Annotated in this window: 20 protein-coding genes and 1 other RNA gene; 4 read left to right on the top strand and 17 right to left on the bottom strand. The window is 64.9% G+C overall.

The annotated features are described in order from the left end of the window. Positions 1-40: 40 nt before the first annotated feature. Positions 41-394, bottom strand: a transfer-messenger RNA (tmRNA) gene (ssrA, locus tag UUA_RS18835). A 200-nt stretch (positions 395-594) separates the two neighbouring features. Here ssrA and UUA_RS09180 point away from each other — a divergent pair. Together UUA_RS09180 and UUA_RS09175 are read left to right on the top strand one after the other, a co-directional pair. Further along, the gene (locus UUA_RS09180; RefSeq protein ID WP_039953798.1) at positions 595-918 is read left to right on the top strand and encodes a c-type cytochrome; all 324 of its coding nucleotides are present in this window, start codon (positions 595-597) and stop codon (positions 916-918) included. Between the two features lie 18 nt (positions 919-936). Continuing rightward, positions 937-1,290 (top strand): c-type cytochrome, encoded by a 354-nt coding sequence (locus tag UUA_RS09175; RefSeq protein WP_008436183.1) that lies wholly within the window; start codon positions 937-939, stop codon positions 1,288-1,290. 80 nt (positions 1,291-1,370) lie between these two features. Here the strand turns inward: UUA_RS09175 and UUA_RS09170 are convergent, their stop codons facing one another. Further along, positions 1,371-1,979: an NfuA family Fe-S biogenesis protein gene (locus UUA_RS09170; protein ID WP_008436182.1), complete on the bottom strand. Its 609-nt coding sequence runs from the start codon at positions 1,977-1,979 to the stop codon at positions 1,371-1,373. A 153-nt stretch (positions 1,980-2,132) separates the two neighbouring features. Here UUA_RS09170 and UUA_RS09165 point away from each other — a divergent pair, with 153 nt between their 5' ends. Further along, positions 2,133-2,474 (top strand): 4a-hydroxytetrahydrobiopterin dehydratase, encoded by a 342-nt coding sequence (locus UUA_RS09165; RefSeq protein WP_039953797.1) that lies wholly within the window; start codon positions 2,133-2,135, stop codon positions 2,472-2,474. Here the strand turns inward: UUA_RS09165 and UUA_RS09160 are convergent, their stop codons facing one another. Further along, positions 2,475-3,473: an RluA family pseudouridine synthase gene (locus tag UUA_RS09160; protein ID WP_167316980.1), complete on the bottom strand. Its 999-nt coding sequence runs from the start codon at positions 3,471-3,473 to the stop codon at positions 2,475-2,477. It abuts the gene before it with no gap. A gap of 336 nt (positions 3,474-3,809) precedes the next feature. On the opposite strand from UUA_RS09160, the gene UUA_RS09155 reads away from it, so the two are divergent. Further along, complete coding sequence (locus tag UUA_RS09155; protein ID WP_008436178.1) at positions 3,810-6,968, top strand: Rne/Rng family ribonuclease; 3,159 nt, start codon at positions 3,810-3,812, stop codon at positions 6,966-6,968. Between the two features lie 81 nt (positions 6,969-7,049). Here the strand turns inward: UUA_RS09155 and UUA_RS09150 are convergent, their stop codons facing one another. From UUA_RS09150 to UUA_RS09090, 14 genes are all read right to left on the bottom strand, one after another. After that, a complete protein-coding gene (locus UUA_RS09150) occupies positions 7,050-7,703 on the bottom strand; it encodes a response regulator (protein ID WP_008436171.1) in 654 nt (217 codons plus the stop codon). A 138-nt stretch (positions 7,704-7,841) separates the two neighbouring features. Continuing rightward, positions 7,842-8,087, bottom strand: a complete 246-nt coding sequence (locus UUA_RS09145; protein WP_008436170.1) for a hypothetical protein — start codon at positions 8,085-8,087, stop codon at positions 7,842-7,844. A gap of 422 nt (positions 8,088-8,509) precedes the next feature. After that, the gene (locus UUA_RS09140; RefSeq protein ID WP_008436169.1) at positions 8,510-8,752 is read right to left on the bottom strand and encodes a hypothetical protein; all 243 of its coding nucleotides are present in this window, start codon (positions 8,750-8,752) and stop codon (positions 8,510-8,512) included. 243 nt (positions 8,753-8,995) lie between these two features. Then, a complete protein-coding gene (locus tag UUA_RS09135) occupies positions 8,996-9,421 on the bottom strand; it encodes a hypothetical protein (RefSeq protein WP_008436168.1) in 426 nt (141 codons plus the stop codon). Continuing rightward, positions 9,418-9,621: a hypothetical protein gene (locus UUA_RS09130; RefSeq protein WP_008436167.1), complete on the bottom strand. Its 204-nt coding sequence runs from the start codon at positions 9,619-9,621 to the stop codon at positions 9,418-9,420. Before UUA_RS09130 ends, UUA_RS09135 begins: the two co-directional genes overlap by 4 nt. After that, a complete protein-coding gene (locus tag UUA_RS09125; RefSeq protein WP_008436166.1) occupies positions 9,618-9,944 on the bottom strand; it encodes a hypothetical protein in 327 nt (108 codons plus the stop codon). Before UUA_RS09125 ends, UUA_RS09130 begins: the two co-directional genes overlap by 4 nt. Next, entirely contained in the window at positions 9,941-10,339 is a 399-nt protein-coding gene (locus tag UUA_RS09120) for a hypothetical protein (protein WP_039953746.1), read from the bottom strand. Before UUA_RS09120 ends, UUA_RS09125 begins: the two co-directional genes overlap by 4 nt. Beyond that, positions 10,336-10,896: a transglycosylase SLT domain-containing protein gene (locus UUA_RS09115; RefSeq protein WP_008436164.1), complete on the bottom strand. Its 561-nt coding sequence runs from the start codon at positions 10,894-10,896 to the stop codon at positions 10,336-10,338. Before UUA_RS09115 ends, UUA_RS09120 begins: the two co-directional genes overlap by 4 nt. A gap of 99 nt (positions 10,897-10,995) precedes the next feature. After that, complete coding sequence (locus UUA_RS09110; protein ID WP_155943260.1) at positions 10,996-11,265, bottom strand: DUF2845 domain-containing protein; 270 nt, start codon at positions 11,263-11,265, stop codon at positions 10,996-10,998. Between the two features lie 10 nt (positions 11,266-11,275). After that, positions 11,276-11,452 (bottom strand): DUF3606 domain-containing protein, encoded by a 177-nt coding sequence (locus tag UUA_RS18830; RefSeq protein WP_081491532.1) that lies wholly within the window; start codon positions 11,450-11,452, stop codon positions 11,276-11,278. Between the two features lie 103 nt (positions 11,453-11,555). Next, positions 11,556-11,786 (bottom strand): hypothetical protein, encoded by a 231-nt coding sequence (locus UUA_RS09100; RefSeq protein WP_050981855.1) that lies wholly within the window; start codon positions 11,784-11,786, stop codon positions 11,556-11,558. Further along, entirely contained in the window at positions 11,776-13,008 is a 1,233-nt protein-coding gene (locus UUA_RS09095; RefSeq protein WP_155943259.1) for a hypothetical protein, read from the bottom strand. The genes UUA_RS09100 and UUA_RS09095 overlap by 11 nt, the downstream gene beginning before the upstream one ends. Before the next feature lie 670 nt (positions 13,009-13,678). Then, the gene (locus UUA_RS19330) at positions 13,679-14,569 is read right to left on the bottom strand and encodes a hypothetical protein (protein ID WP_155943258.1); all 891 of its coding nucleotides are present in this window, start codon (positions 14,567-14,569) and stop codon (positions 13,679-13,681) included. Then, the gene (locus UUA_RS09090; RefSeq protein WP_008436153.1) at positions 14,569-18,126 is read right to left on the bottom strand and encodes a hypothetical protein; all 3,558 of its coding nucleotides are present in this window, start codon (positions 18,124-18,126) and stop codon (positions 14,569-14,571) included. Before UUA_RS09090 ends, UUA_RS19330 begins: the two co-directional genes overlap by 1 nt. Positions 18,127-18,129: the final 3 nt, after the last annotated feature.

The following is an 18,129-nucleotide window of genomic DNA, read 5'->3' as shown; positions in this document are numbered from 1 at the left end:
AATACAAAAGAAAACCCCCGGCAAGCCGGGGGTTTTGTGTTGGTGGAGGTGGCGGGAGTCGAACCCGCGTCCGAAGGCGTTCAACGCCTGGATCTACATGCGTAGCCCACCGTTCGATCTCGTTCCGCGACAAGCACGATGGGCAAGGCGCACCGCGGAACCAGCCTGATTGATTTAGCCTAGAACCGCCAGGCGGCAGCGTTCGGCGATCTCATGATAATGACCCTACACCGACGAGCATGAGCACAAGTGGGTTCGGGGCTAGGCCTTAAGCGGCCAGAGCGTAGTTGTCGTCGTTGGCAACTATGAGTTTGCTGCTGGATTAACGAGGAAAGCTGCCCCCTCGGCATGCACCAAGTCATCTCACTGCCCCCGTCGAAGCCAGGACACCCCCGGGGAAAACGATCCGACCGCAACAGTATATGGGGGCGCCACTCGCGACAGCAATGCCCCGTGATCAAGCCAGCCCTATCGGATGTGTGCTGCGCAAACATTGACCAACGTCAAGCCGAGTGTTGTTAGGTCGTTAACGCAACGTCTATACTCGGTGGCTTGCGTACTTCCTTATCCGTCGTACTCGTGGAAATGATCTCGATGACTCGATTGCCCTTGTTTGGCCTGGCCCTGGCCACAGCCCTCTTCGCCGCCACCAGTGTTCACGCCGAGGGCGACAAGGCCGCCGGACGCGCACTGGTCTATACCTGTGCCGGTTGCCATGGCGTACCCGGTTACACCAATGCCTACCCGCAGTACCCGGTGCCGAAGATCGCCGGCCAGAACGAGCAATACATCATCAATGCCCTACAGGGTTACCAGAGTGGCGGGCGCAAGCATCCGACCATGGATGCGCAGGCGCAGAGCCTGTCGGCCACGGACATCCAGAACATTGCCGCCTATCTTTCCAGCCTCGCCAAGTAAGTTGCCAAGGATTCCCGCATGAAACGTGCAATCACCCTGCTTTCATTCGGCGCCATCCTGGCGTTCGCTTCCTCCCAGTTGCTTGCCGCAGGCAACGCCGAAAACGGCAAGCAGAAAGCCGCCACCTGCTTCGCCTGTCACGGCACCGACGGCAACGCCGTGGATCCGCAGTACCCGCGCCTGGCTGGCCAGTACAATCTCTACCTGCAGCGCGTATTGCACGAGTACAAGGAAGGCCAGCGCGACAACCCGATCATGAAGGGCATGGTGGCCACGTTGTCCGACCAGGACATCGAAGACGTTTCGACGTACTTCTCCAGCCTGCCAAGCAAGCTCGATACCCTCAAGAACCACATCAGCGGCAGCAAGTAGGCGCCGCCTCTTCACGCGAAGAGCAAAGGGCCCGCACTCGGCGGGCCCTTTGCTTTTGCACCGACCGACCGCGACGCCATTCAGGCGAGCGCCGATTTGCCCCCCGCCTTGCTGTAGTAAGGCTTTTCGCCGGAGGTGTGATCAGTGGCGTCGCGCACCGCGGTAACTTCAGGCACCCGCTCGCGCAGGGTCTTTTCCACGCCCTGTTTCAGCGTCACGTCGACCATGCCGCAACCATGGCAGCCCCCGCCGAACTGCAGCAGCACCGCGCCGTCGGCTTCGATCTCCAGCAGGGTGACCCGGCCGCCATGCGAAGCCAGCTTCGGATTGATTTCCGCCTCCAGCACGTAACGCACGCGCTCGATCAGGCCCGCTTCCACGCCCGGCACGTGGCCCTTGATCTTCGGCGCGCGGATATTGAGCTGGCCACCGGTGGCGTTCGGCTCGAAGTCGATGCTGGCCTGGTCCAGCCAGCTGGCGCTGTCGCCGTCGATGTGGAAGTCGAAGCCGGCGCATTCGATAGTCCACTCTCCGCCGACAAGGTCCACCGGCTCGCAGAACTCCAGCTCACAGTTCGCCGCCGGCGTACCCGGCGAGGTCACCCGCAAACGGATGCCCAGCCCATCGATGCCCTGCTGCGAAAGAAGGCGCAGAAAATGCTGCTGCGCGCGTTCCGAGATCTCGATCATGCCTGCTCCGGGGTCTTCAAATCGGTGCCGGCAGCGGCGCCGGCGAAACAGCACCATTTTAGTCCAGTTTCGGACGCCACGCCTGCTTTGACTTTTGTGCACGCAACTTCGACGCTTCGCATCCCAAGAATCTCGACTCCGATGGAGACCATCATGAATGCCAACGACCTGGCCAGCCGGCATTGCCAACCGCGCAAGGGCACGGAACACGCGCTGGATACCGCCCAAGTGGCCGAACTGTTGCAGCAAGTACCCGGCTGGCAGCTGCGCCACGACGGCAAGGCCATCGTCAAGGATTTCCGCTTCGCCGATTTCCACCACACCCTGGGTTTCATCAACGCGGTGGGTTTCATGGCCAATCAGGAAGACCATCACCCGGACCTCGAAGCCGGCTACGGCCACTGTCAGCTGCTGTGGTCGACCCACGACGTGGGCGGCCTGTCACTGAACGACTTCATCTGCGCAGCGCGGGTCGACGCCCTGCTGGCGCGCTGATCAGAAATCGGTGCGCGACTTTTCCTGCATCCACACCAGCCGCTTGCCCTTCACCGCCAGCACGTCGAGGAAATCCTTGAGGTCGTCCGGCAGCGGCGCAGAAAAACTGTAGGCACGCCCGTCCAGGTCGAAGCTCATGTGCGAGGCGTGCAGGAACATCCGGTTCAGGCCCATCTCGCGGTAGCGCTTGTTCATCTCCCGATCGCCGTACTTCGGGTCGCCGGCCAGCGGATGGCCGATGTGCGCCGCATGCACCCGGATCTGGTGGGTGCGGCCGGTACCCAGCGTGGCCTGCATCAGCCGGGCGCTGGGGTACTGTTCCATTTCGCGGAAGAAGGTCAGCGACGGCTTGCCGTTGTCGGCGACCCGCACCATCCGTTCGCCGCCCTGCAGCACGGACTTCAACAGCGGCGCATTCACGTCGAACTTCGCCTTGGCCGGATGACCAAGCATCAGGCACAGGTACTGCTTGGTGACCTCGCCGGCACGGATCGCCGCCTGCAGGCCGGTCAGCCCCGCCCGGGTCCGGGCAAACACCAGCACGCCGCTGGTGTCGCGGTCCAGCCGGTGTGCCAGCTCCAGGTGTTCCTGCGGACGGGCGGCGCGCAGGAGTTCGATCGCCCCGTGACTGACCCCGCTGCCGCCATGGCTGGCCACGCCGGCCGGCTTGTCGATCACCAGGAAGTGCTTGTCCTCGAAAATGATCGCATCGGCTACCGACGCCACCAGGCCGCTGGCCGGTGCCCGCTCCTCCAGCCGCTCCGCCACCCGCACAGGCGGGATACGCAGCGTATCGCCATCAACGAGACGCGTATCCGGTTTGGCCCGCTTGCCGTTCACCCGCACCTGACCGGTACGCAAAAGCCGGTAAATCATACTCTTGGGGACGCCCTTGAGCAGGGTCACCAGCGCGTTGTCGATGCGTTGCCCGTCGCGCTCGGGGCCAATCTCGACTTGACGTACCCTGTGAGGTGCGTCATGGGAAGTTGCCGTCTGCATTGAAAAAAACCTGCGTAAATAGGATACTCGGCGGGCGCTACATTCAGCCCACCGAAGTCCGGTCCGGGCCGGGTGCCTGCCCGTAACGTCGGCGAGGATTGCTCCAGTTGCTTTCGGGCGGCCGGTCGCGACTCCCTTTCATCGTAACGGTTTGGGCCGTCGTTTGTCCGATGCCATTGCGGTATCGGGACGGCAGGCGCAGCTGACCGAATCATCCCGACGCCGGAAACGGTGCCGTTTTTTTGCCGCTTAACCGCAGCGGCGCGATCCCCGGGCAGGCCGCCATTGTGGCGCCACCGTGGCACGCGACGCGCGGCCAAGCCGAGGATTACCACCATGAAACGCATGTTGATCAACGCGACTCAGCGTGAAGAGTTGCGCGTGGCCATTGTCGATGGCCAGAACCTCTACGACCTGGACATCGAAATCCCTTCGCGGGAGCAGAAAAAGTCCAATATTTACAAGGGTCGAATCACCAGGGTTGAGGCTTCACTTGAAGCCTGCTTCATCGAGTACGGTGCCGAGCGCCACGGTTTCCTGCCGCTGAAGGAAATTTCCCGCGAGTACTTCACCCCGGGCCTGGACCCGCACAAGGCGAACATCCGCGAGCTGATCAAGGAAGGTCAGGAAGTTGTCGTGCAGGTGGAGAAAGAGGAACGCGGCAACAAGGGCGCCGCCCTGACCACGTTCATCAGCCTGGCCGGCCGCTACATGGTGCTGATGCCGAACAACCCGAAGGCCGGCGGTGTCTCGCGCCGCATCGAGGGCGAGGACCGGCAGGCGCTGAAGGAGGCGCTGGATCACGTCACGGTGCCCGACGATGTCGGCCTGATCGTGCGCACCGCCGGCCTCGGCCGCGACGCCGAAGAGCTGCAGTGGGATCTGGACTACCTGCTGACCTTGTGGAAGTCGATCTCCGAAGCGGCCAGCAAGCAGAAGGCGCCGTTCCTGATCTACCAGGAATCGAAGCTGTTCATCCGCGCCCTGCGCGACTACCTACGCAGCGACATCGGCGAGATCCTGATCGACGACGAGCCGCTGTACAACGACGCCCGCGACTTCATGCAGCAGGTGATGCCCAACGCCCTGCGCAAGCTCAAGCTGTACCGCGACGACACCCCGCTGTTCACCCGCTACCAGATCGAGACGCAGATCGAGAGCGCGTTCGACCGCCAGGTACGCCTGCCGTCGGGCGGTTCGATCGTGATCGACCAGACCGAGGCGCTGACCGCGATCGACGTCAACTCGTCCAAGGCGACCAAGGGCAGCGACATCGAGGAAACGGCGTTCAACACCAATTGCGAGGCCGCGGTGGAAATCGCCCGCCAGGCGCGCATCCGCGACGCCGGCGGCCTGCTGGTGATCGACTTCATCGACATGGACAGTCCTAAGCACCAGCGTGAGGTGGAGGATCGCCTGAAAGATGCGCTGAAACTGGACCGCGCCCGCGTGCAGATCGGTCGCATCTCGCGCTTCGGCCTGCTCGAGATGTCGCGTCAGCGGTTGCGTCCGAGCCTGGGCGAAGCCACCCAGATCACCTGCCCGCGCTGCGAAGGCCACGGTCATATCCGCGGCGTGGAGTCGCTGTCGCTGTCCACCCTGCGGCTGATCGAAGAACACGCGATGAAAGACAACACCGGCCAAGTGCTGGTGCAGGCGCCCACCAGCGTCGCCAACTTCCTGCTCAACGAAAAGCGCGCCAGCGTGGTCGAGATCGAGCTGCGCCACAAGGCGCACGTGGTGATCGTCGCCGACGAAAAGCTGGAGACGCCGCACATCGAGATCCAGCGCATCCGCGAGGCGGACATGGGCGAGCACAGCAAGCCCAGCTACGAGCGCCTCACCGCGGTGGACGCCGTCGAACTGCCGAAGATGGGCCAGACCCTGGGCAGCGGCGAGCAGCCCGCCGTGAGCGGTATCGTGCCCGCCAGCCCGGCGCCGGTGCGCGAGGAAGTCGCTGCGCCAGTCGCCACGGCAGCGCCGGTTGTCCGCCGCCAGCCGGCGGCAGCTCCCGCCCCTGCCCCTGCCGCTGCACCGAGCGGCGGCATCATCTCGCGTCTGTTCGGCTGGTTCCGCAGCACGGAGGTGGCGGCACCCGCACCGGCACCGAAACGCACCGACAACGCCAGCGATGGCAGCAGCCGCAACCGTCGTGACGAGCGCGGCAACCGCCCCGGCACCAGTTCGAGTGCGTCGTCGCCGCGCCAGCCGCGACGCGAAGCCGCCCAGCCGGGCTCGACGAAGCCCGCTTCCGCGCAACAGGCTCGCAGCAACCGCCAGCGCAGCAACGAGGTCCAGCCGCGCCCTGCGCCGCAACCCCCGAGCCAGACCGCCAAGGCAGACCGCCAGCCCAGGCCGACCACAGCAGCCGAGAGCAACCCGGCGCGCGCGGAGCGCAAGCCGAATCCGGCGCAGCCGTCCAAGGTCGAGCGCCAGCCGCGCGTCGCCACGGACGAGCGTCCCGCCGTCGCACCACCAGCTGACGCAGCGAACGAAGCCGAACTGCTGCTGACGCCGCCGACGGCGTCATCCATACCCGAAGCCACCGACAACACCGCGGATGGCGAGGGCAACCAGTCGCGTCGCCGCCGCGGTCGCCGTGGCGGCCGCCGGCGCCGGCGTCACGACGAGGCCGCCGCGGACGGCACGGGTGCCGACAGCACGCAGGCCGAGGCGCTCGACGACGAGGATCGCGACGAAACCACTGCGACCGCGGACGTCCCGGCCGCGCGCAGCGAACCGTCGTCGCATGAATCGTCGCCGGTGGCCGCCGCTGGCGAGGCAGTACCGGCCATTCCGCCGGTTCGCCAACCGACACCTGCCCAGCCGAACGAAACGCACGCCGTAACGCCTGTCGCGACGGCAGCCAGTACCGCGACGCCCGTCACCACGGCATTCAACCTGCCGCCGCTGCCGCCGATTCCGGAGTCGGTGAAGTCCGCCGCGGCAACGGCCGCCGCTGACGAACACGAGCTTGTCATGGTCGCCCCGGCTAGCACTCCTGCGCCAACGCCGACAACCACCACCGTCGCGGTGAGCAGCGTGGATACCCAGGCCGCCAAGGCCGATCCCGCTTCGGCGGCTGTCGTCACCGCCGTGGCAACACCGACGACGCTCAGTCGAGCGGCCTCCGACACCGCGTCATCGGCGGTCGTCGCAGTGTCGGGTGCAGAACCCGTTCCGACAGCGGTGACCCCGGCAAGCTCGACGGTCGCCGCGCCGTCCGCAGCGGCGACGGCTCCGGCACCGATCGCTTCACTTGCCCATGAGGCTAGCCCGTCGACGAGCGTGGCGTTCCCCGCTGCCGCTGCCGGCATGCCCGAAACACCGGTTGCAGTCCAGCCCGCGGTTTCGCTGCCGCACCCCAAGCAGGGCGATCTGCTGGCGCAAGCGGGGCCTCAGGACGGGCTGCTTCCATCCACCGATGACAGCGAAGCTGCATCGCCACAGTCGCGCGGCGAGTCCGACGCCCACAAGGGCGACTCGAACGGCTGATCCGCCACGCCGTGGAGCACAACAAAAAAAACCGGACATGGGTCCGGTTTTTTTTCGCTTCAGGCCACCGGCTGCGCGACATCACGTACCAACATGATGATTCGGCGCATCGATCAGCCCATGCACCGTCATCAGGTGGGCAAGGCTGAGCACATGGTCCACGTGCAGCTTCTCCATCAGGCGCTGCTTGTAGGTAGACACCGTCTTCGGACTCAGGTTGAGCTGTTCACCGATGATCGTCAGCGGCTTGCCGCGCACCAGCATCATAGCGACCTCGAGTTCGCGGCTGGACAATACGTCGAACGGCGAGGCACTGCCGTCGAGAGTGGCCAGTGCCAGCTGCTGCGCTACAGCCGGGGCAAGATAGCGGCGGCCATTGGCCACCTGGCGCACGGCGGACACCAGTTCGTCGGCGCTGCAACCCTTGGTCAGGTAACCGGGCGCACCGGCGTCGAGCAGGCGTTTGGGGAAACGCGCGTCATCGACCACGGTCACGATGACGACGTGGGTGGACATCTTCGAGCGGCAGACGCGCTCGGTGAGCTCGATCCCGCTCATGCCGGGCATGTGCACATCGACCAGGGCGATGTCGGGTCTCAGGCTCCGGATCAGCTGCAGGCCCTCCTCGGCGCTGCCCGCCTCGCCGCCAACACGGATATCCGGTTGTTGCTGCAGGATCATTCGGAAGCCGGTGCGAACCAGCTCGTGATCGTCCACCAGGACCACATTGATCACTTGACGCCCTCCTTGGTTGGGCTGCATGAAATTAGGCTGCGCGAGGCACCTTTGCAAGTGGCTCGTCGCTCGACACGCACGGTAATGGAATGCCCTCCGGAGACGGCTGCGCCGGTGGGTTTCAACATCAGCGGAGGCTCAGGTCGCCAGCGCCGCGACGGCACCACTGGTGCCGCCCCAGCCGTATTGCGCCAGCACGATCGCGCCGGTCGGTCCCGGCATTTCCACGCGAACCGGATACCCGTGGCGCCCGTACTCATCGCGAGCCATCTCGCGGGCAAGCTTGATTGCCGCCGCGAGCTGCAGGTTGCTGAACAATGTGACCTGGCCGCGACGAACATTCCAGTCGCCCGCAGCCACCTGTCCAAGCGAAATCGTCACCATGGACCCCATTCCCTTGCCGCGAGAAGCCTGCAGCGGCGTGACAGCCGGCCTGCCCTCGTGGTCGGCGCAATGTGTCATGGCGATGGCGGCAGATATGTCGGTCGGCGCCTACGCTTCCTGTACGGGAAGCGTGCTGCGATATCCGCCTCGATCTGCAGCATGCATTCGTCGTGCCGGCCTGCGCCGTCGGCCGGGGCGTTTTCCCCTCCCGCTCGTCGCAAACAAAAAAACCGCCAAAGGCGGTTTTTTTAAGCTCCTGCGATGTTCAGCGAAGCCATCTAATGTGGTGCCCAAGAGGGGAACCCGAAAACGGCGTTACATATGGCTCGCGAGACGGCAGTGGGGAGAAAATGCGTAGCGCACTGCCTGCCGCACTGCGAGTCCCCGAAAGGGACTCAAACCTGCACGGCCAGTCTACTGGATCACTTGCCTTCGGGGCGCTTGTCCAGGCTCTTTTCGGCCAGCAGCGCCGCCACGTCATCGACGTGCAGGCAGTCACACATGCAGGCGTACTCGGTCGCCGATTGCACGACGGCAATGTTGCCGTTGCAGTAATCGTTGCCCGGCACTGCGCTATGCAACACGCCAAAGGCGACCACCTTGCCGCCTTCCAACCTCACGATCTTATCGCCGTTCTTCGCCTCACGCCCGTTTCGGTAATGCATTTCAGTATCCTCGCAGTTGCGCCGCTCTCGCTGTGGCGACTAACAGTTCATCGAAGCTTTCACCGAATGACGCCCTTCTGGCGCAACTCGCGCATGCAGCCGTGCTCGGCGTGGCGGGTGGTGGTTTCGGTCTCGTAGAGTCCCATCATCTTCACGGCCCACGCATCCATCGCCGCAAGCATCTGTGCCGGCGGGGTCGCGGCGGATGGCAGCGGCGGAATCAGCGCCGCCGGCTGAGTCTGGTCACAGCTGACTACGGGCGGCGGTGTTGGCTCGATCACGGGCCGCGTCGAGTGCTGTTTGCACGCCGAGAGGGCGCACGCACACAGCAGCAGGGCCAGCAGGCGCGGCCAGGTAGATGGTGTGGATCTTGTCGACGGTGTCATGGGTGGTGACCTCGATGCGCGGGAGCGCGATGTCGAGCGTGGTGTGCATCGCCACGCCAGCGGCGGCGGCGGCGGCGGCATGCTGGTCGGCGTCGAGTCTGGATTGCGCGGCGGCGATGGCATCCTCGGCGATGACGGCGTTGCGGCCGGCCTGGTACTGGCGCTGGCCGTAGGCGTGGATTTTGCCGATCGCCACGACCGCGAAGTACAGCACGACGAGGCCGGCGAGGATCGGCTCCCAGTGGTTTCGCAGGAACCGCAGCCACAGCAAGACCTTGCTCATATCGGTTTTCCGTCTCGCGCGGCAAAGGCCAGCCCGATCAGCAGCAACAGCAGCCCGATGATCAGCAACGCGCCGCCACCCCACAACGGCGCGGTCACCCACCACCATGACCAGCGGATGATGTGCAAGAGTTTCAGCACGCAAAGCACGATGCTAAGCAGGCAAAGCGCGAGACACAGAATCCGATGGCGGTTGTTCATATGACTCTCCGACGTTCGATACGCGCAGCGCCCTGCCCCTTGAACACGTAGTGCCACCATGGGCACGGCGACTGCATGACCAGGATGCCGGTGAGGCAGCAGCGCAACGCGACTTCATACAGCGACGCGTGACGCATGGCAGGTGACATCAGCACGACGACGGCGGATGCGGTGATGCCGATGAGCAGGCATAGCCGCATGATGTGCCGGCACCAGCCGTGCGGGCTGGTGTCTGCGGGGGTGCGGTTGGCGTCTTGCAGCATCGCCAGGCCGGTGAGCGTCGCGACCAGCGCGACGAGCCAGCCGATGGTGTCGAGGATCATGATGCGCCTCCACTCGAGCCGTTGGATCCCCTGTCGCTGATTTCGCGTTGCAGCCTGCCGCGCGCGGCGGGCACCGCCGCTTGGGCGAAGAAGCCGAGCAAACCGGCGATGGCCGGGCCGGCAGCTCGCGTCCATTCCAGGTGCGGGATGCTGCCCAGCAGCACCGCGGCGACCGCAGCGAAAAACGCGTACGCGAGCGTGAGCATGAACATCACGATCCGCGACGCTTTCGGCGGCTGCAGGATGAGACCGAACGCCACGCCGGCCAGTGCCATGAACACGATCGGCGCGGGCAGGCCCACGAATTCCAGCGGGCTTTTCCACGTCGCGGCGGCGGCCGCGGCGGAGTAGATCAAGCCGACGAAGGCGCCGGCGCGGGTCTCCAGCATCATCATGTCGCGCCCTCGTACGTTGCGAATACACCCGGCTGCAGGCCGCGCTTGAGCATGTCGGCCACGCGTGCGGTGGCTTCGGCCTTGGTGATCTTGCCGTCGTGGTTCGCATCCAGCCCGGCGTTCTGGCGGTAGGCCACGCCACCGGAAAACAGCACGGCGTCTTCCGGCTGGCCGATGTACTTCGGCAGCAGGATGGCCATGTACATGTCGCTCAGTGAGCGGATGCGCTTCGCGTAGGGCTCGAAATAGGCGGCGACGTAGTCGAGCTGCGATTCCGCCGAGAGCAGCGCGAGGTTTTCGACCGTGGTGCCCAGGCCGCGCGCCGTCGACGGCATGAACTGGATCAGCCCCACCGCACCGCTGCCGGCCGCGTTGCGGATCGACGGGCTGAACGTGGTGGCGCTTTCGAACGCCATGCACGCCATCAGCCAGCTGGCGTGCGCCGGCCCCCAACCGAAGCCCCTGCAGAGGCCGAGCACGCCCCGCGCAAAGCCCGTGCTGACACGCATGCCCCAGGCCAGCTGGATGGGCTTGGCGCGATCGACGGTGGGCGTCACGGTTGACGCACCAGCAGAAAATGAAGGCGGCGATGACTGGGCATGTACCCAGCATCGCCGCCTTGTTGTGCCACGTTTACCGGACGGGTGGCACTGCTGTCAGTACAGCTCCGCGATGGCTTCTACACGGCCCTGCGAGATGTAGATCTGCACGGTCTTGCGGCCCTGTTCATAGTCGAGGCGATAGCCCACCGCGCCGCCAAACTTGTTCTCCAGTTGCACGCGGCGGACCGGCTCGCCGGCAATCTCGGCCACCTTGCTTTCTGAATCGCCCACAGTGATGACGCGGCTGCCGAAACGCACGCTGTCGGATGCCTGCACGGCGAAGGCCAGCATCAGCCCGGCAACAAGGAATAACCATCGTTTCATCGCATGCTTCCTATTTCTTGAGATGAGCCCGGACCGCCACGACCGAGACCCCAACGGCCTTGACCGCAGCGCGAAGCTGCGTCTCGGTGCAGCCGAATTCCTTGCACCAGTATCGCACTTCCCACGACTCGTTGACGTTGACCCGGGAGCGGTCGGCGGGACCGCGGTTGTGCAGATCGTCAGACATGGTGGTTCCCCTGTGGCAATGCGCGACAGTGCGCCCGCCGATGATGCTCCGCCCGGCGTGGCGCAGCAGTAGGCGTCCGCCGTATTCGGCTATCGGCATGCGCCTACACGGTCAGGTTGTACGTGGGCAGGGTCGGCGCCGGCCCGAGGATGCGGCCGAGCTGCACGTAGACGTTGGCGCCCACGCCGACGCTGGTGCCGATGGCGCGCAGGGTGCCGCCTTCGGGCGTGGTGAGTGAGCTGGTGCCGTCGGTGTTGATCGCCGCCACCGTGGCGATGGTGACGGTTTGCGACGGCAGCAGGCCTTCGAAGCGTTTCCAGACGTCAATTAGCATCGGTGAGGTGCCTCTCGAGGGATACGGTCTGCCAGATTTCCAGCGCCTTGTTGTCGGTACCGCCACGGCGGGCGGTGATGGATACGCCCACGCTCTGGCCTTGCCAGGGGTCGGTCGGATCCTGCACGTCGACCAGCAGCAGCGGCGTGTACAGGCCCGACATGCCGGCGGTGACGGTGCCGGGCGCGAACAGCGGGATATCCATGTTCACCTGTTCCTGCATGCCGCGATCGCTGAGCACGTTGCGGCCGCGCTCGGCGGCGACGTCGGCGGTGACGATGAGCTGGTCGACCACCTGCGACGCGAACGTCGCGCCCGCGCTGGCCAGGCGGGTCACCTTGGCCAGCACGCCCTGCTGCTGGCCGGCGATGATCACCGCGTCGTACAGCGGCTTGCTTTGCTGCTGCGCGGTGACGCCGGTGATCCAGTCCGATGGCAGCGCTACATCGGCCACGCCGGCCGACCAGTTCCACGGGCTCACCGGGTAGCGGCTCTGCACGATCAGCTTCGGGTCGCTGGGGTGCGACTGCAGCACCGCGCCGCGCGTCGCAGCGATCTGCGCAATGACCTCGATGGGCGCCATGTCCTGGTAGTACCAGACGCCACCGGGCACCACCCAGTCCAGTCCCTGCCAGTCGATGGTGAACGGCAGTGCGCGGTCAGTGATTTCCTTGTTGGCCAGCTGCTGCGCGCTGAACACATCCGTCACCGCCAGCGAGCGCCGCGCCGTGTAGTCATCGGCCAGCAGCGCCGTCTGGCTGCGGCCTGTGACGGTGATCGCGGCGTTGGCATGCTCGCGGCTGCGCTCGCGCCCCTCGATCACCGCAGTCCACACGTAGGTGTTCATGGTGATCTCGACCAGCTTCGGCCCATTGCCGTCCGGCTTCAGCAGCGCGACCTGCGAGGGGTCGGCCAGCTCCATCCGCACGCCCCAACACCAGCTGTCGACAGTGGCCTGCAGGTCGACGGACAACACTTCGATCGGCGTGCGCTCGGGCAGCCGTACTACGCTCACATCATTCATGACGATGTAGACCCTGCGGGCAATGGGGATGGGCGGCGGCTCGTTCGGGCTGCCGGTCCAGCCGGAGCCGATGGGTGGTGGGTCGGGGCGGCGGTATTGAGGGCCGTGGCCCCAGCGCAGTTTCCAGCGCGCGTCAGATGCATTGGTCACTCCCCATGGATGCGCGCGCGGCGGCTGGTCGGCCTGCATGACAATCACGGGGGGCGCCTGCGCGAACCCCGTCATCGTTACGTTGATCGCGGTTTGCAACGGCGGCGAATAGTCAGCCGTCAGAACGAAGGCGATGGCATCGCCGCGGGGTGGTACATACGCGGCCGATGGTGGCGCCTGGTAAAGCAGGGACAGCTGATGCGCTCTCGTCCACTCATTCCACGATGCATGTTCTCGCGGATATACGGGCGCCCACGCAGCGCACATTTGGCGCTGGGGCCATCGGGCAGCGGCCTCCCAAGGCGACGCGCAGGTATTGTCCACTGTGCCGACCCTGAGCCATACGGCACGGATGTCAAGAACGGCCGACGTCGAGAAAGCCCATCCAAGCTGTCGGGTTATATCGGCATGGTTTACCTGCCCCCAGGAGTGGACCGATTCCAGCCCACTCGGCGCGGGGGAATCCCACGACAGCGATTTGGCCAAGACCCGCTCTCGAGTCGGACGCCAAATGGAATCCACCGGCCGCGTCGACCGCGCCGATGCGCCACGATAACGCGATAGCACCGATCTGTATGTCTGGCGCGGATTCGGCGAAGATCCGCTGCACGGGTCGAGGATTACATTGACAAGTTGCCCGTTCGGCGGCGTGTAACCGGCGGCCAAAACCACCGCGATAACCTGCCCATTGGGAGGCACGTATGGAGGGCACGACATATCAGAAATCCAACGCAGTCACCGGACCGTGGCAAATGGGCTGATACCCACTTGGCCCGATCGTGGTCACCTCATAATCCCCCGGATCGACAAGAGACGTCCATTTTCCAGTGCCATCTGGAGTAACGGCATCCACATGCTCATGCGTGTCCCAACGTCTAACCAATACCTTGCTCGCAGCCGAACCAGTATCGAGATTTGCCGACCCGCCGAGCTGCTGTCGTGCCATGGCTCGCGCGGCGTGAATCTTGATCCGATCGCTGGACGGCATGCTCGTATAATAAGCAGCTTCGTCGACACCGCCAGGTACAGATTGACTACCATCTCTAAATTGCATCAGCGACATAGCCGGATTGGATGTCGGCTTATAAACTGCGACGTTTGTGGCCAAGCCTGTCAGGTCGCCGTTTACCCATGCCTCTAGATTGGGGCCGCGCCTGCCTAAAAATAGATGCCTGAATTTCCCGTCTATCAGTCCACCCAACGAAACGGTGCTGCCCGCTCCTGTACTATCTCGCAATAGCACTGAGCCGACCGCACCATTGTTCACATATACCGCAGGTCCGCCATTCGGAGCAGCACTGTCAAAAAATCCGAATACCTGACCAAGTGCTGTCCCTGTGAATTTGGCGACAAGCTCGATAGCCCAATTATTGGAATACATAAATGCCGAGTTGAACGGCAAGAATATCCGACCAGCAGTAAACGCTATGCTTTTTCCAAGACCTGCAGTCATCGGCGGCTGATTAAGCGCGTAAGTGCCACTGATCGTTCCAGGATGAGCATTACCAGTCGCATCAGCGATCGACGTCCCAGTCGTCTCATTGCAAGTAAATGCGAATACCGGAGAATCAGCCAATACCTCTTGCAGGTAAGTTTTGGAGGCGGCCATTATGTCGCGTCCCCACGCAGCTGCAACCGGAACGCATCGTCGATGACAGCCTGCGCACCCGGCAACACCGTTCGCGCGATCCAGATCGGCGCATTCGGCCCGATGGTGTTGAACCGGATAACATTGCTAACCCCCCACCCTGCACCGAACCCAGCGGATTTCAACGTGAAGTACGGCGCACCAGTAATCGGATTGATCGGCGCAATGTCGATCGATGTCGTAAAAGTGCCGATCTGACCCAACGTCTCACCGACAATGTTTCCGCTGGCCGAACTCGTGAAAATGAGCGACCAACGCTCGGTGACCGTATCGGCGTTGACGAATTGCAGCGGATACACCGTGCGGTTGTATTGCGCCGTCGTGCCCGCGCCAATGAGCGAATCACTCCACGCCCCCGTCCACGTCTGCTGCGAAAAGAACACCGGGTTCTGCCCCTGCAGATCGCCGAACAGCAGGACGCTACTCACCTTCGCGCCGGCCGGGTACGCACGGCTGAGCGGTGCCACCAGCGACACCTGGCCGCCCAGCTCCACGCTGCTGGCCAGCAGCATGTCGTCGACGGTGTAGGCGCAGCTGATGGGGGCGGTGAAGCCGCTGACGTCGTAGCCGGTGGCGCCGGTGACGGTGGCGGTGGTCATGTCGACGGTGTAGTTGCTTATGGGCACGACGGCGCCGGTGGCGTCGACCAGGGCGAACTGCGAGATGGGCGCGTCGGGCAGCGTGAAGGTGCTGCCGGCGGTGAAGCCGCCCGAAAGGTTGACGACGCGGTCGTCGTGGATCACCACCACGTCGCCGTCGCGGAAGATGGGCACGCGGCCAGTGAGCGGCAGGCGCACCGGGTCGATGCCGAGCAGGTCGGCATTCAGCGGCAGCGTGGTCTGCACCACGCAGTTGAATTTGATCGTAGTGGGGTCGACGAAGATCGGCCTCCAGACGTTGCTGCCGACCACGTTGGCGGCGTTGTACCACGGCTGGGTTTCGTTGCCGGCGGCCGGCACGAAGCTGCCGAAGTTGATTTCGGCCCAGCCCATGTCGTTTTGCACTGTGCCGCCAATGAAGGTGCCGGTGATCACGCCGCCGTTGTTGCTGGTGGCGGTGATGGTCTCGCCGGTGTCGGTACGGATGGCCTGCACGTAGAACGACGACGGCCGCAGCGGTGCGCCAGGCGTGCGGAACACCGCATAGCTGGTCGGCATGATGCCGAACTGGGTCACCAGCGATTTCAGCGCCACGCTGCCGCCGGTGCTGGTGCCGTAGTCGGTGAGCGTGACCTCGCCGGTCTGGTAGTTGATGGTGCCGGCCTGGGTGGCGCTGCCGGTGGCCGGATCCATGTCGCGGAAGATCTTGCCCTGGCGGTCGATGTAGGTCTTGCCGCCCCACGTGAACCACACGCTGCCGGGCAGGATGGGATCGACCACGGTGCGGCTGAGCACGAAGCTGATGCCGGGGTAGTCGATCGCTTCGTTCTGCGCGGTTTCAGTGGCGGTGGTGCGGACGGCGTTGAACTGCACCAACGGGGACGGCACGAAGTTGCCCTGTCCATCGGTCACCTGCCACGTGCCGCTGAGGTAGGTGTACGTGTACGCCTGGCTGCTGTTCGGCAGCTGGCGCACGCCGGTCACGGTGTATTCGCGGCTCCACACGCTGCCCGGCTGAATGATGACGTGCCCGGTGCTGTAGTCCACCGTGCCGGCGTTGACGCTGATGATGGGCAGCTGGCCGGTGCTGCCATTCGTGCGCCGGTACTTCGGCGCCAGCTCGGCGGCGGTGACGATGCCGCCGGCGCCGTCATCTTTCCAGTACATGCTGTAGCTGGTGGCGCCGAAGAAACCGGCCACCACGCCGGAGAGCCCGCCGGGCTTCACCGGCAGCGCGCCGGCCGGCAGATCGAAGGTGAGCGTGCCGCCGGCGTACGCGCCGACGACCGAGGATTTCAGGCCATCGGCTTGTGTGTAGACCGTGGTGATTTTCGCGTTGCTGTCGGGAAAGGCGCCCGCGGCGGGAGCCATGACAATGGTTCCGTCGAGGTAGATCACGTTGCCGATGGCATTGCCGCTGATGGTGCCGCCGCTGTCGGCCGTAGCCGTCTTGGTGACACCGCCGCTGAGCCACGACAGCGTGAGCGTGCCCGGCTTGATCGGCCAGTGGGCGACTTGGAACATCAGCACGGGGTCGGTGACGGTGAGGTCGCCGGCGTGCTGCTGGAAACTGGTCGGGTCGCCCCACGCATAGACCAGCTTGCTGCCCACATCGGGGATGGCGCCGAGCGTCATGGTGACGTCGCCGCTGGTGTAGTCCACCGTACCGCCGCCGGCCGCGATCGAAGATCCGGCAATGGTGCCATCGCGCTTGGCGTCGGTGAGCGTGTACCACTTTCCCAAGTAGCGGAACGACACGCTGAGCGTGCCAGGAGCTGGAATGCTGGGCAGCGTGACCACGTACACCGTGCCCTGCGAGCTGAGCGTGATGCCGACCGCGAACGTCTTGGATGCCGCGCTGATCGTGGCCGCCGGGATGTAGGTGCCGCCGTTGATAGTCGGGCCGGACAGCCGGCCCGATTCGTAATCCACCGCGCCGACGCTGCTGGTACCGACCTGCATATTGCCGGCGCCATCATCCTTGGCGGTGCCGCTGCTGGTGGTGGCCTGCAGGCTACCGGGCAACACGCCCCGCATCTGGTAGCGCGGCGACGCGCCGGTATTCAGCGCTTGCGCCACGGCCGCCGCGATGTAGCTGAGCGACAGGCCCGGGGTGGCGCCAGCCACCGCTACCTCGCGCGTGGTGCTGGGCACCAGCTGGGCGGTGATGCTCTCCACCGTCACCTGCAGGTCGTTCGCCGCGGCTGGCGCGGCGAGCTTGCTGACGCCGTAATACGTGCTGGCGTCGGCCACGGTGACGCTGCGGATGCGCGTGGGGGGCACCACGCTGCTGAGCCGGCTGGCCTCGGCGCCAAGGTAGGTCTGTCGCAATGCGCTGGTCAGCGTAAGCGTGAGCACCTTGCGGGTGTAGTCGCCTTGCGAATCGGTGAAATTGCGGATCTCCGCTTTCACGTCGCCGATGCGCACGTACTGCTGCGCGGTGACCACGTTGCCACTCTCCACGCTGATCACCAGCACGTCGCCCACTTCCGGCAGCGCATCCTCCACCCGGCCGAACAGGGTGATGGCCTTCGCGCCCTGGGGCTGGTTGCCGAACACGTAGTAGGCGTTGAGCGGGCCGACGGTGAGATAGCTCTCGATGCGATCCTGCGCGTTGCTGCGCACGTCGGTGGGGCTGCCGGTGGTGAACATGGTCACCGCGACCTTGTCGTCGCTGGGCGGGTCGGTGACGATCACGTGGGCGCCAAGGTACGTGTCGGTGTTCTGCGAGCGCACCGACATGAACGCCTTGCGCAGGCTCAGGCGACCGTATGTGCGGTCCAGGCGCGAGATGTCCGGGAACAGGTTGTTGATGGCGCCGGACTCGATCACGGTGCCGGTCATCTTGCCGCCGCCGTCGTCGGTGTCGGTGAGGCGCTCGCTGGCCAGCAGCTGGATGTCGGTGACTTGGATGGGCATGGG

Source organism: Rhodanobacter thiooxydans LCS2 (genome assembly GCF_000264375.1).
Lineage (GTDB): Bacteria > Pseudomonadota > Gammaproteobacteria > Xanthomonadales > Rhodanobacteraceae > Rhodanobacter > Rhodanobacter thiooxydans.
The sequence above is the reverse complement of the archived record's forward strand: the minus strand, read 5'-3'. Positions and strand labels throughout refer to the sequence as shown.

Bases quoted from the DNA above. Each gene is read 5' to 3' on its own strand.
- UUA_RS09180 (WP_039953798.1), top strand. From the start codon at position 595: ATGACTCGATTGCCCTTGTTTGGCCTGGCCCTGGCCACAGCCCTCTTC.
- UUA_RS09175 (WP_008436183.1), top strand. From the start codon at position 937: ATGAAACGTGCAATCACCCTGCTTTCATTCGGCGCCATCCTGGCGTTC.
- UUA_RS09170 (WP_008436182.1), bottom strand. From the start codon at position 1,979: ATGATCGAGATCTCGGAACGCGCGCAGCAGCATTTTCTGCGCCTTCTT.
- UUA_RS09165 (WP_039953797.1), top strand. From the start codon at position 2,133: ATGAATGCCAACGACCTGGCCAGCCGGCATTGCCAACCGCGCAAGGGC.
- UUA_RS09160 (WP_167316980.1), bottom strand. From the start codon at position 3,473: ATGCAGACGGCAACTTCCCATGACGCACCTCACAGGGTACGTCAAGTC.
- UUA_RS09155 (WP_008436178.1), top strand. From the start codon at position 3,810: ATGAAACGCATGTTGATCAACGCGACTCAGCGTGAAGAGTTGCGCGTG.
- UUA_RS09145 (WP_008436170.1), bottom strand. From the start codon at position 8,087: ATGGTGACGATTTCGCTTGGACAGGTGGCTGCGGGCGACTGGAATGTT.
- UUA_RS09140 (WP_008436169.1), bottom strand. From the start codon at position 8,752: ATGCATTACCGAAACGGGCGTGAGGCGAAGAACGGCGATAAGATCGTG.
- UUA_RS09135 (WP_008436168.1), bottom strand. From the start codon at position 9,421: ATGAGCAAGGTCTTGCTGTGGCTGCGGTTCCTGCGAAACCACTGGGAG.
- UUA_RS09130 (WP_008436167.1), bottom strand. From the start codon at position 9,621: ATGAACAACCGCCATCGGATTCTGTGTCTCGCGCTTTGCCTGCTTAGC.
- UUA_RS09125 (WP_008436166.1), bottom strand. From the start codon at position 9,944: ATGATCCTCGACACCATCGGCTGGCTCGTCGCGCTGGTCGCGACGCTC.
- UUA_RS09120 (WP_039953746.1), bottom strand. From the start codon at position 10,339: ATGATGATGCTGGAGACCCGCGCCGGCGCCTTCGTCGGCTTGATCTAC.
- UUA_RS09110 (WP_155943260.1), bottom strand. From the start codon at position 11,265: ATGAAACGATGGTTATTCCTTGTTGCCGGGCTGATGCTGGCCTTCGCC.
- UUA_RS18830 (WP_081491532.1), bottom strand. From the start codon at position 11,452: ATGTCTGACGATCTGCACAACCGCGGTCCCGCCGACCGCTCCCGGGTC.
- UUA_RS09100 (WP_050981855.1), bottom strand. From the start codon at position 11,786: ATGCTAATTGACGTCTGGAAACGCTTCGAAGGCCTGCTGCCGTCGCAA.
- UUA_RS19330 (WP_155943258.1), bottom strand. From the start codon at position 14,569: ATGGCCGCCTCCAAAACTTACCTGCAAGAGGTATTGGCTGATTCTCCG.
- UUA_RS09090 (WP_008436153.1), bottom strand. From the start codon at position 18,126: ATGCCCATCCAAGTCACCGACATCCAGCTGCTGGCCAGCGAGCGCCTC.